Source organism: Streptomyces sp. NPDC014734 (assembly GCF_043083325.1).
Classification (GTDB): domain Bacteria; phylum Actinomycetota; class Actinomycetes; order Streptomycetales; family Streptomycetaceae; genus Streptomyces.
Genome location: NZ_JBIBYN010000004.1, coordinates 126,677 through 140,431 on the forward strand (window position 1 = coordinate 126,677; position 13,755 = coordinate 140,431).

Genomic DNA, 13,755 nt, shown 5'->3' on the forward strand with positions numbered 1-13,755 from the left:
CATGGCGCGACAAGCGGCTCGTATGAGATGCATACCCCCGACGCGGCGGCCGGACTCGTCCCGGTGGTTCCGGTTAGTCCCGCGTCGGGTCGGAACCGGCGGTTTGCGCGCGCCGGGCACGCAGTTCGACCGCGTCCAGCAGCAGGGCCAGAGTGGTCTCGAAGTGGTCGTCCTCGTCGGCCTCGGCCAAGTACGGGGCGGCGGCCGCGAGATGCGGGTAGCGGGCGGGGGAGGCCACGAGGTACTCGCGGCGCCAAGCCATGCGGTCGCCCTCCCGCGCCTCGGGGTCCAGAGCGGCGAACGCCGCCTCGAACGCGCCCATGGCCAGGGCGGTGTCGACGAGGGCCCGGTAGTAGCGGGCGGCGTCCCGGTCGTCGAATCCGGCCTGCCGCAGGGCGCCGATGACCGTGTCCGCGCCACTGAACTCGGCCCCGCGGCGCGAGACCCGGGACGTGACCAGAACGGCGATGCGGGGATGCGCCAGGCACACCCGGCGCATCCGGCGGGCGAGCGCGGCCAGGGTGTCGCGCCAGCTCCCGCCCGCCTCGAAGCCGTCGATCGCCTCGGCGATCAGCCGTTCGGTCAGCCCGAGAAGGATGTCGTCCTTGCCGGTGAAGTGACGCAGCACCGCGGTGTGGTTGGAGCCCAGGTCCGCCCCCAGCCGACGCAGGGTCAGCGCATCGGGGCCCTCGCGCTCGATGACCGACGCCGCGGCGTCCAGGATCCGTTCCCGGGACAGGCCCGCCCTGGGCGGTCTGCCGCGCCGGGGCCCGGGCTCCGGCGCGGCCGTGGTCCCGGGATCCGTCATGCGGTCATCCTAACGATCTCGCCCGCGACGGGCAGCGGCGTCGTGCGCGAGGCCGCGTGCCCGGGCCGTGGCGGACGGGGCTGTGGCGGGCCGGATTGTGGCGGGGCGGGGCGGGGCGGGGCGGGACCGGAGCGGAGCGGAGTGGAGCGGAGTGGAGTGGAGTGGAGTGGAGTGGAGTGGGGTTGGGTTGGGGGGACGGTTCTCTCGGGGGCGTTCTGTCGTCAGTCCGTGTCCTCCAGATGCGCGACCAGCGCCGACAGGGCCGCGAAGGTCTCGGCTTCCCGCTCCACGTCGTCCGCCGTGGGCCAGGCGCTGGTCTTGACCACCACCACGTCCGCCTCCGGGTCCACCCACAGGTACTGGCCGTGGATCCCGAGCCCCGTGAACGCGCGGTGCGCGCCGCCCAGCGTCCACCACTGGTTCGCGTATCCGTAGTGATCGAAGTCATGGCCCAGCGCGCCCACCTCCAGGTGCGGCAGGTCCATGCCGCGGCTGCGCCGGACCCACGCCTCCGGCACCACCTGGACCTCGCCGAGCCGCCCGCCGCGCGCCATCACGAGCCCCACCCGTGCCAGGTCCCGCACCGTCGCGTTGAACGTTCCGCCGCCGACGGCCGTGCGCGGCCTGCTGCGCGACAGCCCGTAGAAGGCGTCGTGCTCCGCCCCGATCCTGCTCCACAGCCGCTCCGTCGCGTACCGCGCCAGCGGCATCCCGGTCGCGGCCTCCAGCACCCAGCCCAGAACCTGTGTGTCGAGCGTGGAGTAGTTGAACCACGTCCCCGGTGTCGCGGCCGGCTCCACCGAACGGACCGCCCGCAGCACCGTGCCGCGTCCCATCACGGCGCCCATCAGCCGGTTGACCGGGGCGTCGGGGTCCTCGTAGTCCTCGATCCCGCCGGCGCCGCTGGTCATGTGCAGCAGGTCCTCTATGCCCGGACCGTCGAACGCCGACCCCGCCAGTTCGGGGCAGTAGCTCACCACCTTGTCGGTGACCGAGCCGATCGCGCCCTCGTCGAGCGCGATGCCGATCAGCATCGACGTCACCGACTTCGACAGCGAGAACAGCTGGAAGCGCCGCTCGGGTGCGGCGAACCGCCCCGGATAGTCCTCGTGCACGAGTGCACCGCGGTGCAGTACGGCGAAACCGGTCGTGTGGGTCCGCTCGTGCAGCTCAGCGAGTGTGCGCCGGGCACCGCGGAACTCGTAGCGGAAACCCGCGAGCGGGCGCGGGCGGTCCGGCAGTTCGTGCACCGGCCCCGAGCGGGCGACCGTCTCCGTGGGGAGCACGAGCGACATGTGTGTGAAGGTCCACTCGTTCACCGGCCGTCGCATCGCCAGCTCGTCCTGGTGCCGCCACAGCCAGGCGAGTCCCGTTCCCGCCGCAGCGACCCCGGCCGCCGCGGCCGCCCACCGTATTCCGCTCGCCATCGCGCACACCTCGTGATCCACAGCCGCATACGGACGAAATTCGAACCAATGGTGACACCGGTGGTGTCGCCGGGCAAGGGCGAGGTTGTCGACGGTCACCGGCGGGATGCTGAGATGACGAGACACGGCGGGACGGCGAGACACGGCGGGATGGCGGGACGGCGAGACACGGCGGGATGGCGGGGATGGCGGGATGAGGGCGGCGGCTCGCCCGATGAGGAAGGAAGTCCGCCCGTTTCCGGGAAGGCGCCCTCGCGCGGCACCGGCACGTCCTCCGCGAACCCGTCGGGACCGGTCGGCCGATCCGTCGCCGCAGGGACCGTGCGCCGCTCCGCACCACATGGGCCATCACCCGTTCGGGGGTGCCGGAGTGGTCGCACCGCGGGGCTCCGCACAGGGTCGGTTCTGACCCGCAGTTCCGTCCGGCCAAGGAGTCCCCATGGCACACTCAGCTACCACGCCCGGACCGGCTCGTTCCACCGACCGGGGGGACGACAATCCGTGGGCGGCCGGTGGAACGATGTTCGCCGGTGTCCTGCTCCTCGTCGACGGCGTCTTCGGCGTGATCAAGGGTGTCGCCGGCATCGCCTCGGACCAGGTCTACGCGCGCATCAACAACTACACGTTCAAATTCGATGTGACCACATGGGGCTGGATCCACCTGATCCTCGGTATCGTGCTCGGGATCATCGGCTGGGGCATCCTCGCGGGGGCGATGTGGGCCCGTGCCACGGGTGTGGTGCTCGCCGCCGTCAGCCTCGTGATCAACTTCGCCTGGCTGCCGTACCAGCCGATCTGGGCGATCATCTCCATCGCCATCGACACCTTCGTGATCTGGGCCCTGTGCGTGGACCGGTCGAAGGTGCTCGCCTGAGCGGCTCGCCCGCAACCGGAACGTGAGCGCCGTACGCGTCCGGTCGTCCGTCCGGCCGCGCGGTCCGCGGGGTAGCGGCGGCACGTTGTCGGTGGCCCGGGTCACACTGGGGGCATGTGCCGCAGCATCAAGACCCTACGCCCGCCCGTTCTCCCCGAAGAGGCCACCGAGGAGGAGATCAGGGCCGCCGCTCTGCAGTTCGTGCGGAAGGTATCGGGCTTCCGTGCACCGGCCGCGCACAATCAGGAGGCGTTCGACCGGGCCGTCGACGAGATCTCCGAGGCGACCGCCAGACTGCTGGACGGTCTGGAGATACGGGGCGCCGTCAGGACGCGGTAGTCGCGGCGGACGTCTGGGCGGCAGCGGCAGCGGCGGCTGCCTCCGCCGCCGGGCGGCGCATGAGGTAGGCGGCGAACGCGCCCGCCACGAACAGGGCGAGGACGGAGACGGCCGTGCCCACCCAGGTCGCGCCGAGCCACTGGCCGCCGCAGTAGCCGAGCCCGACGCTGTATCCGGCCCAGGCCACCCCGGCCAGGGCGGACCAGGGCAGGAATTCCTTGACCTCGCGATGGGCCGCGCCCGCGCCCAGTGAGACGACCGAACGGCCGGCCGGGGCGAAGCGGGCGATGATGACGAGGATGCCGCCGCCCCGGGCGAGGGCGGCGCCGAGGCGCTCCTGCGCGGAGGTGAGGCGGCGGGAGCGGGCGATGGCCCGGTCCAGCCGTTCGCCCCCGCGCCAGGCCAGTCGGTAGGCGACGAGATCACCGAGCACCGAGGCGGTGGCCGCGCAGAGGATCAGCGCGAGGAGGGAGGGCACCTGCGGTACCTGTTGCGCGGTGCTCGCCGCGGAGGCCGCACCGGCCACGGTGGTCGAACCGGCGGCGGCCGCGGTGGCGGCGGTGATGACCAGGACTCCGCTGGGCAGCACGGGCAGGAAGACGTCCAGGAGCACCGAGACGGCGACCACCGCGTAGATCCAGGGGCTGCTGGTCAGCGCAGCCACACTCTCGAGCAACTCCAACTCCCCGATCCGGTACAACGCCGCGACGTCGCAGGGGAGCGGCAGGAGCGGCAGGGTCAGCTGTACAGCGTACGCCCGACGTTCATCCGATGATCGATAATTATGAGCGATGTTGGGAAGCTCACGTGGGCCCGGGGAACGGGAAGGGTGGGTTCCGGGTGTGCGTGCCCGACGGGCTCGGGTCGCGCGTGCCCGAGAGGGCGGTGGCGTGTGCCCGGGGGCCGCGGGCCGCGTGTGTTCGAGGGGCGCGGGTGCTCGTACCCGGGGGGACGGCGCGCCGCGGTGCGGAAGGGGCGGCTCGGGTCCCGTTCGGGGGCGCCGGAGGGTCTCGGGCGGGGGCCGGTCCGTGGAAAGGGGCACTGTCGGCAACAGTGTCCGAGAGCAGGGACCGGCCTCCGCGCCGAGGGGTCCGGCGGTCAGACGGTTACGGCCGGGGCCCGGTCGGGCGCATGGTCCTCCGCTCGTTCGGTGCTGCCCCTGGCGAACAATCGGTCCAGGGACATCGCTCCCGGGCCGGTGAAGACGAGCAGCAGGAAGATCCAGCAGAAGATGGCCGCGGCCTCACCGCCGTTCTGTATCGGGAGAAGGCCCTCGGGCTGGTGGACCGTGAAGTAGGCGTAGGCCATGGAGCCGGAGGAGATCAGGGCGGCGATCCTGGTTCCCAGGCCGAGTGCCACCAGGGCGCCACCGATGAGTTCGATGACTGCCGCGTACCACTTGGGCCAGGTGCCCGCGGCTATGGAGCTGCTGCCGAAGAGGCCGAATAGCGCGGCCGCGCCGTGGCAGGTGAAGAGCAGGCCGAGGATGATCCGGAACAGGCCGAGAACGTAGGGCTGAGCCTGGTTCAAGCGTGTGTGCATGGGGGGATGGCTCCTTCGGTCGGGTGGGGACGTGAACCGATCGGGTGCCTCAGGTTAGGGAGACCTCACCAGTACTTGCAAGTTCAACATTATGTCGACTGGCTGAAAATTGCCCTGCGATTGTCGGCTGGGATTTAAGCCGTGGCCATCTCCATCTGCGAACCTTCGATCGCCTACTTGGCCTGAACCAATGGCGGCGCAGCTTTCCGGCCACGAGGGCCCGGTGTCAGGGATGGCCCTCGAACCGTGTCCGGTCGGCCGCGTATGCAGCCCGGTCGGCCGTGCGAGCCGCCCGGGCCGAGTGGCTGACTGTCGCGGTCCGCGGTGCCGCCGGTCGGCCGGACCGCTGTCGGGCCCGGCTCCCGTCCGCGGCGGAATCGGGTCTCGGGGCGAGGGGGCCGGACCCGGAACGAGAGGCACCGGTTTCGGGGAGGGGTGCCGGGCCGCGCGCTGGGGGGCAGGTCAGCCGGAGGGCGGCAGCTCCGGGCCGGTGTCCGGCATCGCGGGACGTCGCGGAGGGTGCCGGGCCGGGATTCTCGTCGACCCGTGTCCGATGTCCGTCGGCAACGCGATGTGCCTCGTGGCGGAGCGTCGCGTTCCGGGTCCCGTACGGCGGGTGGCCGGGAGGGGGCGCGAGGGTGACGGCGTGCCGCCGACCGGGGGGACGGGCAGGCGAACCGGGTTCCTCAAGGGGCTCTTCCGTCGCCGGGCGGTCCTCTTCGCCGTTCGGTGTCGAGCGGGGCGTCTCGGCGGGCCTCGTGGGTGCGGTGACGATCACGGTCGGCGGTCGTACTCGACCGAAAACGCGCCGTTGCCTCTGCCCGTGCGTCTGTGCTTCGGCGTCTCCGACGGCCACCGCGCTGCGCCCGGGGGCGTGGTGCGCCCGGCGGCCGTGAGGTGTCCCGGCCGTGGCCACGGTGTGTTCGGCGGCGGCGGTTTCGGGGGTGTCGGGCCGCCGGTTCGGGCGGCGCGGCCCACGGCTTTGGAGGGGGGCCGTCCGAAACGGTCGCCGGTCCCCCCGGCCGGTTCGCGGGCCGGCACGGCGCGCCCCGCCCGAACGTCCTTCCGTTCGGGCGGGGCGGGGCGGCCGGTCCGGTGCCGGGCTCAGCAGTTGTTCAGGATGGACTGCAGGGCGCTCTTCTCGGCCGAGTCGACGCTCAGGTCGTAGTAGTGCTTCACGTGGACCCAGGCGCGCGCGTACGTGCACTGGTACGCGGTGCGCGGCGGCATCCACTTGGCCGGGTCCTTGTCGCCCTTGGCCTGGTTGACGTTGTCCGTGACCGCTATCAGCTGGGGTCGCGTCAGGTCATTCGCATACGCCTGTCGTTGCGCATTGGTCCAGCTGCTGGCGCCCGATCGCCAGGCCTCGGCGAGCGGGACCATGTGGTCGATGTCCAGATCGGAGGCCGCGGTCCAGGTGGCGCCGTCGTACTCCGAGTACCAGGTGCCGCTGACGGCCGCGCAACTGGAGTTCTGCTCCACGTTCTTGCCGTCGCGTTCGAGGACGACCTCACGCGTGTTGCACGTGCCCGACTGCGTGATCCAGTGCGGGAACTTGGTCCGGCTGTAGCCGGTCATCGAACCCTCGGCCGCAACGGTCAGCTGGCTCAGATAGGAGCGGGCGGTGGACGCCGCGACCGGGGTGGGCATGGCTGCCTGGGCGGTGGGGGCGCCGAGCAGGCCGGTGGTCGCGGCGAGGGCCGCGGTTGCGGCGACGACGCCGATACGACGCGCGTAGACACCAGACATGCGAACTCCCTTGATGTGGGGGGACCTTGAACAGGTGACCGGTGGGGCCCGGTCATCGTGGCGGCGCCAGGTTTCCGTGGGGTGGGCGCCAGGTAACAGAGTGGCGACATGGGCACGTCACATCAAGGGTTTCGGTGAAGGCGACTGGAGTGTGGGGGCGTACGTCCGGGTCTGCGCGGGCGTGCGTGCTGACGTGTCGGCAACTCGACGGGGCGGCAGGCCGGTTCGGACGGGGTGGGCCGCCGCGTGCGACCGGTCCCGTTCGCCCGGTCATAGGGTTGCGGGGTGCTGTTCCCTGTCAACCTCACGCTCGGTGTCGTTCTCGCCCTGTTGCTGGTGGCGGCGTCCGTCGTCGCCGCGCTGGCCCGGCTCGGCCGGTCGCGTGACATCCTGCTGGCGGGATTGCGGGCCGCGCTCCAACTCGCCGCGGTGTCCCTGCTCATCGGCTGGGTGGTGCGTTCGCTGCCGCCGCTGCTCGCGTTCGTGGTGGTGATGTACGCCGTGGCGGTACGGACCGCGGGGCGTCGGGTCACCCGCAACCGCACGTGGTGGTGGGCGGCGCTGCCGATCGGTGTGGGGGTTGCGCCGGTGGTGGCGCTGTTGTTGCTCACCGGGCTCGTTCCGGTGCGGGGCATCGCGTTGATTCCGGTGACCGGAATCCTCATCGGGGGCGCGCTGACCGCGACCGTGCTCGGCGGGCGGCGGGCGCTGGACGAGCTGACGGTCCGGCGCGGGGAGGTGGAGGCCGGCATGGCGCTCGGGCTGCTCGACCGCGAGGCGCGGCTGGAGATCGCCAGGCCCGCGGCGGCGGACGCGTTGTTGCCGGGGCTGGATCAGACGCGGACGGTGGGGCTCGTCACCCTGCCGGGAGCGTTCGTGGGCATGCTGCTGGGAGGCGCCTCACCGGTTCAGGCGGGGGCCGTGCAGTTGTTCGTGCTGGTGGCGCTGATGGCCGTGCAGGCGGTGGCCGTCACGGTCGTGCTCGAACTGGTGGCGCGCGGGCGGCTGCACCGGGACTGAGCGTCCCCGGCCGACGGTGCGGGCCGGGCCGCGGACGCGGTACGCGTCGAGTCGACGGTGCGGGCCGGGCCGACAGCAGGGGGCGGGGCGGGGCGGGACGGGACGACGGCGCGGGCCAGGTCGCCGGGGGTCGGGCCCGCCGCTGGGTTGCGGCGCGTGGACGGTGGTGGGTTACCGCGCGTCGATGTGCAGCAGGATCGAGCCGTCGTCCGCCGTTTCCACCCGCAGGTGCGTCAGGTCCTCGACGTGCGCGTCGGGCGAAAGGGCGGCGGCCCGGGGGCCCACGCCCACGACCCGCATGCCCGCCGCCCGCCCGGCCGCGACGCCGGCCTCGGAGTCCTCGAACACGACGCAGTCCGCCGGGGCGAAGCCCAGCTCGGCCGCACCCTTGAGGAAGCCCTCGGGGTCCGGCTTGCTGGCACCGACGCATTCGGCGGTGACGCGGGTGGCGGGCATGCGCAGCCCGGACGCCGTCATCCGGGTCCGGGCGAGGGCCTCATCGGCCGAGGTGACCAGGGCGTGCGGGAGCGAGGCGATCGCGGCCATGAAGGCGGGCGCCCCGGCGACCGGGACGACGCCGTCGGTGTCGGCGGTCTCCTCGGCGAGCATGGCCCGGTTGTCCGCGTGGTTCTGCTCCATCGGGCGGGCCGGGAGGAGCACCGCCATGGTGGCGTACCCCTGTCGTCCGTGGACCACCTTGAGCACGGCCGCCGGATCGAGTCCCTCGCGCTCCGCCCAGCGTCGCCAGCAGCGCTCCACGACGGCGTCGGAGTTCACGAGGGTGCCGTCCATGTCCAGGAGGAGGGCGCGGGCTGTCAGAACGGTGGCCGGCATGGGCGGGCTCCAGGGGCGGGGATGCGGTGACGCGAGAGAACGCGTGACGCGGGGACTGGCGCGGGGTGGAGAGCGAGTGGGGTGGGGGGAACAAGCAGCCTCGCCCGCCGGTCAGGGGGTGGCGGGCGGAGGCTACTTTGTTCCATCACGATACAAAAACCTGTGCGAGAAAGCCAATCGCCACGGGAAGGGGTGGGCGGAGACGACCGGGCCGGATGGGGGACAAGCCGGAGGGGGAGGGGGAGGGCCGGAGGGGGAGGGCCGGAGGGGGGAACGGGGCTGAGGGGGCGGGGTTCCGCTCGGCAGGCCATAAATGTGCGGAACGGACAGGATGGGGGTGTAGCGGACCCGAGGAGACGTTCCATGGCGCAGCAACCGAGTCCCCCCTCCCCCACACCGTCGCCGGAGCCGTCCCCGGAACCGTTCCCCGGGGAGAACCGCTCCACCCGATCGGTCCTGATGGCGATCGGCGCACTGCTCCTCGGCATGCTTCTGGCCGCGCTCGACCAGACCATCGTCTCCACCGCGCTGCCGACCATCGTCAGTGACCTCGGGGGCCTGGAGCACCTCTCCTGGGTGGTGACGGCCTATCTCCTGGCATCGACCGCCGCGACGCCGCTCTGGGGCAAGCTCGGTGATCAGTACGGACGCAAGAAGCTCTTCCAGTCCGCCATCGTCATCTTCCTCATCGGCTCGGCACTCTGCGGTGTCGCCCAGGACATGCCGCAGCTGATCGGCTTCCGCGCACTTCAGGGCCTCGGCGGCGGGGGTCTCATGGTGCTGTCGATGGCGATCGTCGGCGACCTCGTGCCACCGCGCGAACGGGGGAAGTACCAGGGTCTGTTCGGCGCGGTCTTCGGCACGACGAGCGTTCTCGGGCCGTTGCTGGGCGGTTTCTTCACCGAACATCTCAGTTGGCGCTGGGTCTTCTACGTCAACCTGCCGGTCGGTGTCGTCGCGCTCCTCGTGATCGCCGCCGCGCTGCGCATCCCGGCCCACCGCACGAAGCACACCATCGACTACCTCGGCACGTTCCTCATCGCCGCCGTCGCCACCTGCCTGGTCCTCGTCGCCTCGCTCGGCGGCACCACCTGGGCCTGGGGCTCGGCGCAGGTCATCGTGCTCGCCGCGCTGAGCGTGCTGTTGACGGTCGCCTTCGTCCAGGTGGAGCGACGCGCGGCGGAGCCGGTCATCCCGCCCTCGTTGTTCCGGATCAGGACCTTCACACTCGTCGCCGTCATCAGTTTCGTCGTCGGGTTCGCGATGTTCGGCGCGATGACCTACCTGCCGACCTTCCTCCAGGTCGTGCACCACATCACCCCGACCCTCTCCGGGGTGCACATGCTGCCCATGGTGGCGGGCCTGCTCATCACCTCCACCGTCTCCGGGCAGATCGTCAGCCGTACCGGCCGCTGGAAGATCTTCCCGATCACGGGAACCGGGATCACCGCGATCGGTCTGCTGCTCCTGCACCGGCTGACCGAGGCCAGCAGCACCTGGGAGATGAGCGCCTACTTCTTCGTCTTCGGGGCCGGTCTCGGCCTGGTGATGCAGGTGCTGGTACTGGTCGTGCAGAACGCCGTCACGTACCAGGACCTCGGCGTCGCCACGTCCGGGGCCACGTTCTTCCGTTCCATCGGAGCCTCGTTCGGCGTCGCCGTCTTCGGCACGATCTTCACCAACCGGCTCACCGACAAGCTGGCCGCGGTGCTCGCCGGCCATTCGCTGCCGCCCGGCGCGAGTGCCGGGCAACTGGCCGCCGATCCGCGCGCCATCGACCGGTTGCCGCCCGCGCTGCGGGCACAGGTGTTCCACGCGTACTCGACGTCGATCACCGACGTGTTCCTGTACGCGGCCCCCGTCGTCCTGGTCGCCTTCGTCTTCGCCTGGTTCCTCAAGGAGGACAGGCTGCGCGGCTCGGTGACCGCCCCGGAACCCAGCGAGACACTGGCCTCCAATCCGGTCGAGCGTTCCTCGTACGACGAATGCGCCCGCGCCCTCTCGGTGCTCGCCACCCGCGAGGGGCGCCGCGAGGCGTACGAGAAGATCACCCGGAGAGCGGGGTACGACCTGCTGCCCGCGGCGAGCTGGATGCTGTTGCGCCTCAGGCGCCACGGCACGGTCGAACCGGCCGCGCTCGCCGACGCCACACCCGTGCCGCTGCGCGTGATCAGCGAAGCGGCGCGGCAGCTGGAGGAACGTGGTCTGGTCCGGCGCGAGGGAGTGCAATTGGTCCTCTCCGACGCCGGATCGGAAGTGGTGGTGAAGCTCGCCGAGGCCCGCGAGCAGTCGATGGCCGAGTGGCTGGGGGACTGGTGGGGACCGGAACGACCGACCGACCTGGTCAGGCTGGTGGCGGAACTGACCGCCGAGACCAGCGGGTCGAGCAGGGAACAGCCGCACGGCCCGGAGCCGAGACGGGACCACGCGGCAGGTCCGTCCTGCCGCCCCGCGGACACGTCCTGACGGTGGCCGGGGAAGAACGAACCGTACGTACCGATCGCCGCCCGATGGCCCGGGCCCGACCCACCGGAGAGCACTCCATGAGGATTCACCTGTCCGCCGTCTTCGTCGACGACCAGGACAAGGCGCTGCGTTTCTACACCGACGTGCTGGGCTTCGTGAAGAAGCACGACGTCCCGGTGGGCGACGACCGATGGCTGACCGTGGTCTCGCCGGAAGACCCGGGCGGTACCGAACTCCTGCTCGAACCCTCCGGTCATCCCGCGGTGCGGCCGTACCAAACGGCGCTGGTCCGGGACGGTATCCCGGCCACATCCTTCGCCGTGGACGACGTCCGGGCGGAGTTCGACAGGCTGCGCGGGCTCGGGGTGCGCTTCACCCAGGAGCCGTTGGAGATGGGCCCGGTCACCACCGCGGTTCTGGACGACACCTGCGGCAATCTGATCCAGATCGTGCACAGCGAGTCCTGATCCGGGTGACGCACGGGGAGCCCTGATCCGGGTGCTGCGCGGCGAGCCCCTGGTACCGGATGACGCGTGGCGGGCCCCGGTCCGGATCGCGCACCGCGGCCGGGGCGTCGGCCGCGCGGCCGTCCTCCGGCGGCTACCGTCCGCGTACCCGGAGTTCCTTGGCGAACCAGTGCTCCGCGTACCGCCCCCGGTTGAACGCCGGGACCTCCCGGTAGCCGTGCTTGGCGTACAGGCCGCGTGCCTCGACCAGGTCGTGACGGGTGTCCAGCCTGAGCGTACGCACGCCGAAGGCACGTGCCGCGTCCTCGACGGCGGCCAGGAGCAGTCCGCCGCCACCCGTGCCGCGGTGCTCGGGCCGTACGTACACCCGGGTCACCTCCGCGACGTCCGAGTCCACCACGAGCAGGCCGACACAGCCAGCGGCCCTTCCGCCGAATCGGCCGACGACGAATTGCCCGGTGGGCGGTGCGAGCCGGTCGGCGCCGTCGCCGGCGAGCCCCTCGTCGACCTCCGCCGTGGTCGCGGTCCTCTCCCAGTAGCGGCCCGCGACCTCGGCGTAGTAGTCACGACGGAGCAGCGACGCGTCGGGGGAGTCGAAGGGTTCGTGGGCCACGGTCCAGGTCATGCGGGTCATTGTGGCCGGGGCTCCGCATCACTCCGCAAACAGGTTTCCGAACGCGGACGGCCTCCGGCCCCGCCGCCCGCGCCGCGCCGCCGCCCTCGTGGCCACCGCCACCACCAGCACGGCCCCCACGACCGACAGCAGCCAGGCGGGAACACCGCCCACGGTCAGCAGTTCGTTCCGGTACAGCGGAGTCCGGTACGAGGCGTCGGAGGGCGCCGCGCGCAGTTCGTGGTCGCCGTCGATCCGTTCCGGGTGCGGGAACGACTGCTCGATCGCGGTCAGGAACACGGGCTTCCCGCCCGTCACGGCCGCCAGTGCCCCGGCGCCGTCCCGCGCGGCCCCGGGGCCGACCCGGCCCGCGTACGTCACCTCGGGTGTGCTGCCGCCGATCGCGTCGCGCGGCTCCATCCGGTGCTCCGCCAGGACGTACAGACCCAGCCGCTGAGGCGTCGACGCGAGCTTCGACAGCCGCATCGGGTAGACCGGACGGTCGTTGGCGAAACGCAGCACCAGCGGGTCCAGATCGCCACGGAGCGGATCGCTCCCGTCCTGGGGGACGAGCCGGATCGCGACGTACTCCCACTCCCGGTCGACGTAGGGCTTCAGCGCCGTCGCCAGCCGGCCGGGCAGCTCGAAGCCGTTGTCGTCCAGCCAGTTCCGCAGCGCCCCCGGGTCGGTGGCGGCCAGCCGCGCCACGTCGAAGGGGCCGAGGCGTTCCCGCCCGACCACCCGGACCGGCGGCGCGCCCGCCGACGGCGCGGCGGCGCTGTCGCCGGTCGACACGTCGAACGGCCAGTCGCCGGAGCGGGGCCAGAAGTGGTGCCGGGCCGTCGGCACCGGTGCGGTGAGGTCGGCCAATTCGGAGAAGAGCGCCGGATCACCGAGCTCCACACTCGCCCGGTGCGGTACCGGCATGATCCAGGCCGCCTCCGGGGCGTTGCCGCGGACCGTGAGCCGCATGACGATCTGCTCGGTGCGGCCGTCCCAGGTCACCACCGACGTCTCCCGGTCCACCGAGACCTCGGTCGACCCGCGCGGCACCATCACCCCGCATCCGCAGGCATACGCCGGGCTGATCAGCGACCCCAACTGGAGCGATGCCAGCAGCAGCGCCAGCGACAGCGCGCGCACCATCCCCGTACGTGCCGTCCACCCGCGTGCCGCCCGCCCGCGCGCCACCTGCGGTCGAACCGTCCGTGGCCGAACCGCCCGCGTGGCGGCCTCGCCGTGGGTCGCCCCCGTACCGACGTCCGGACTCTCCTCCCCCCGTGCGTGTCCTGAGCCATGTGCGCCCGCCGCACCATGCGCGTCCCGCGTATCCCATGTGTTCCGCGTGTTCCGTGTGCCACATGTGATGCCACACGTCTCCCCCGAGCCCCGCATGTCTCGTCTTCCTCCCCCGCGATCGACGAACACGGGGGAGGACGTGGCAGCCGTCGGCCCGGTTCCGGCCCCCTCGGTTCGGGGCCCCGCCCCTGAGCTCGGGGCCCCGCCCGTCGGTTCCGGATCGATCCCCGGTTCCGGGCGGCGCGCCGGGGCAGGCGTCGCCGTTTCGGCCATTCCTTCGAAAAAGGTGAGGGTGACAGTTGGGCGAAAAGGGGGTT

Annotated in this window: 13 protein-coding genes; 5 read left to right on the forward strand and 8 right to left on the reverse strand. The window is 72.0% G+C overall.

The annotated features are described in order from the left end of the window. Positions 1 to 73 precede the first annotated feature (73 nt). Entirely contained in the window at positions 74 to 808 is a 735-nt protein-coding gene (locus tag ACF1CT_RS09255; RefSeq protein WP_391783170.1) for a TetR/AcrR family transcriptional regulator, read from the reverse strand. 221 nt (positions 809 to 1,029) lie between these two features. Beyond that, entirely contained in the window at positions 1,030 to 2,235 is a 1,206-nt protein-coding gene (locus ACF1CT_RS09260; RefSeq protein ID WP_391783171.1) for a serine hydrolase domain-containing protein, read from the reverse strand. Between the two features lie 439 nt (positions 2,236 to 2,674). Between ACF1CT_RS09260 and ACF1CT_RS09265 the strand changes: the two genes are divergently transcribed. After that, complete coding sequence (locus ACF1CT_RS09265; RefSeq protein WP_391783172.1) at positions 2,675 to 3,109, forward strand: hypothetical protein; 435 nt, start codon at positions 2,675 to 2,677, stop codon at positions 3,107 to 3,109. 114 nt (positions 3,110 to 3,223) lie between these two features. Next, positions 3,224 to 3,448 (forward strand): DUF2277 domain-containing protein, encoded by a 225-nt coding sequence (locus ACF1CT_RS09270; protein WP_391783173.1) that lies wholly within the window; start codon positions 3,224 to 3,226, stop codon positions 3,446 to 3,448. Here ACF1CT_RS09270 and ACF1CT_RS09275 read toward each other — a convergent pair. The 3 genes from ACF1CT_RS09275 to ACF1CT_RS09285 all read right to left on the reverse strand — a co-directional run bounded on the left by ACF1CT_RS09275 (position 3,435) and on the right by ACF1CT_RS09285 (position 6,739). Continuing rightward, positions 3,435 to 4,124 carry a DedA family protein gene (locus ACF1CT_RS09275; protein WP_391783174.1) on the reverse strand — a complete coding sequence of 230 codons (690 nt, stop codon included), beginning with the start codon at positions 4,122 to 4,124 and terminating at the stop codon, positions 3,435 to 3,437. The genes ACF1CT_RS09270 and ACF1CT_RS09275 overlap by 14 nt on opposite strands. A gap of 422 nt (positions 4,125 to 4,546) precedes the next feature. Further along, positions 4,547 to 4,990 (reverse strand): DoxX family protein, encoded by a 444-nt coding sequence (locus ACF1CT_RS09280; protein ID WP_391783175.1) that lies wholly within the window; start codon positions 4,988 to 4,990, stop codon positions 4,547 to 4,549. A 1,104-nt stretch (positions 4,991 to 6,094) separates the two neighbouring features. Beyond that, positions 6,095 to 6,739: an HNH endonuclease family protein gene (locus ACF1CT_RS09285; RefSeq protein WP_391783176.1), complete on the reverse strand. Its 645-nt coding sequence runs from the start codon at positions 6,737 to 6,739 to the stop codon at positions 6,095 to 6,097. Between the two features lie 285 nt (positions 6,740 to 7,024). Here ACF1CT_RS09285 and ACF1CT_RS09290 point away from each other — a divergent pair, with 285 nt between their 5' ends. Further along, positions 7,025 to 7,759 carry an ABC transporter permease gene (locus ACF1CT_RS09290; RefSeq protein WP_391783177.1) on the forward strand — a complete coding sequence of 245 codons (735 nt, stop codon included), beginning with the start codon at positions 7,025 to 7,027 and terminating at the stop codon, positions 7,757 to 7,759. A 171-nt stretch (positions 7,760 to 7,930) separates the two neighbouring features. Here the strand turns inward: ACF1CT_RS09290 and ACF1CT_RS09295 are convergent, their stop codons facing one another. Continuing rightward, a complete protein-coding gene (locus ACF1CT_RS09295; RefSeq protein WP_391783178.1) occupies positions 7,931 to 8,593 on the reverse strand; it encodes an HAD-IA family hydrolase in 663 nt (220 codons plus the stop codon). Positions 8,594 to 8,956: 363 nt separating this feature from the next. Here ACF1CT_RS09295 and ACF1CT_RS09300 point away from each other — a divergent pair, with 363 nt between their 5' ends. Together ACF1CT_RS09300 and ACF1CT_RS09305 are read left to right on the forward strand one after the other, a co-directional pair. Then, a complete protein-coding gene (locus ACF1CT_RS09300) occupies positions 8,957 to 11,059 on the forward strand; it encodes an MFS transporter (RefSeq protein WP_391783179.1) in 2,103 nt (700 codons plus the stop codon). A gap of 77 nt (positions 11,060 to 11,136) precedes the next feature. Then, positions 11,137 to 11,526 (forward strand): VOC family protein, encoded by a 390-nt coding sequence (locus tag ACF1CT_RS09305; protein WP_391783180.1) that lies wholly within the window; start codon positions 11,137 to 11,139, stop codon positions 11,524 to 11,526. 133 nt (positions 11,527 to 11,659) lie between these two features. On the opposite strand, the gene ACF1CT_RS09310 is transcribed toward ACF1CT_RS09305, so the two are convergent. Both ACF1CT_RS09310 and ACF1CT_RS09315 read right to left on the reverse strand, forming a co-directional pair. Next, the gene (locus tag ACF1CT_RS09310; protein ID WP_391783181.1) at positions 11,660 to 12,151 is read right to left on the reverse strand and encodes a GNAT family N-acetyltransferase; all 492 of its coding nucleotides are present in this window, start codon (positions 12,149 to 12,151) and stop codon (positions 11,660 to 11,662) included. A gap of 27 nt (positions 12,152 to 12,178) precedes the next feature. After that, positions 12,179 to 13,285, reverse strand: coding sequence for a DUF2330 domain-containing protein (locus ACF1CT_RS09315; RefSeq protein WP_391783182.1), 1,107 nt, complete (start codon positions 13,283 to 13,285; stop codon positions 12,179 to 12,181). Positions 13,286 to 13,755 lie beyond the last annotated feature (470 nt).

Excerpts from the sequence above, each read along its gene's own strand:
- ACF1CT_RS09285 (WP_391783176.1), bottom strand. The coding sequence starts at position 6,739 with ATGTCTGGTGTCTACGCGCGTCGTATCGGCGTCGTCGCCGCAACCGCG.
- ACF1CT_RS09295 (WP_391783178.1), bottom strand. The coding sequence starts at position 8,593 with ATGCCGGCCACCGTTCTGACAGCCCGCGCCCTCCTCCTGGACATGGAC.
- ACF1CT_RS09255 (WP_391783170.1), bottom strand. The coding sequence starts at position 808 with ATGACGGATCCCGGGACCACGGCCGCGCCGGAGCCCGGGCCCCGGCGC.
- ACF1CT_RS09260 (WP_391783171.1), bottom strand. The coding sequence starts at position 2,235 with ATGGCGAGCGGAATACGGTGGGCGGCCGCGGCGGCCGGGGTCGCTGCG.
- ACF1CT_RS09270 (WP_391783173.1), top strand. The coding sequence starts at position 3,224 with ATGTGCCGCAGCATCAAGACCCTACGCCCGCCCGTTCTCCCCGAAGAG.
- ACF1CT_RS09265 (WP_391783172.1), top strand. The coding sequence starts at position 2,675 with ATGGCACACTCAGCTACCACGCCCGGACCGGCTCGTTCCACCGACCGG.
- ACF1CT_RS09280 (WP_391783175.1), bottom strand. The coding sequence starts at position 4,990 with ATGCACACACGCTTGAACCAGGCTCAGCCCTACGTTCTCGGCCTGTTC.
- ACF1CT_RS09305 (WP_391783180.1), top strand. The coding sequence starts at position 11,137 with ATGAGGATTCACCTGTCCGCCGTCTTCGTCGACGACCAGGACAAGGCG.
- ACF1CT_RS09300 (WP_391783179.1), top strand. The coding sequence starts at position 8,957 with ATGGCGCAGCAACCGAGTCCCCCCTCCCCCACACCGTCGCCGGAGCCG.
- ACF1CT_RS09310 (WP_391783181.1), bottom strand. The coding sequence starts at position 12,151 with ATGACCTGGACCGTGGCCCACGAACCCTTCGACTCCCCCGACGCGTCG.
- ACF1CT_RS09315 (WP_391783182.1), bottom strand. The coding sequence starts at position 13,285 with ATGGTGCGCGCGCTGTCGCTGGCGCTGCTGCTGGCATCGCTCCAGTTG.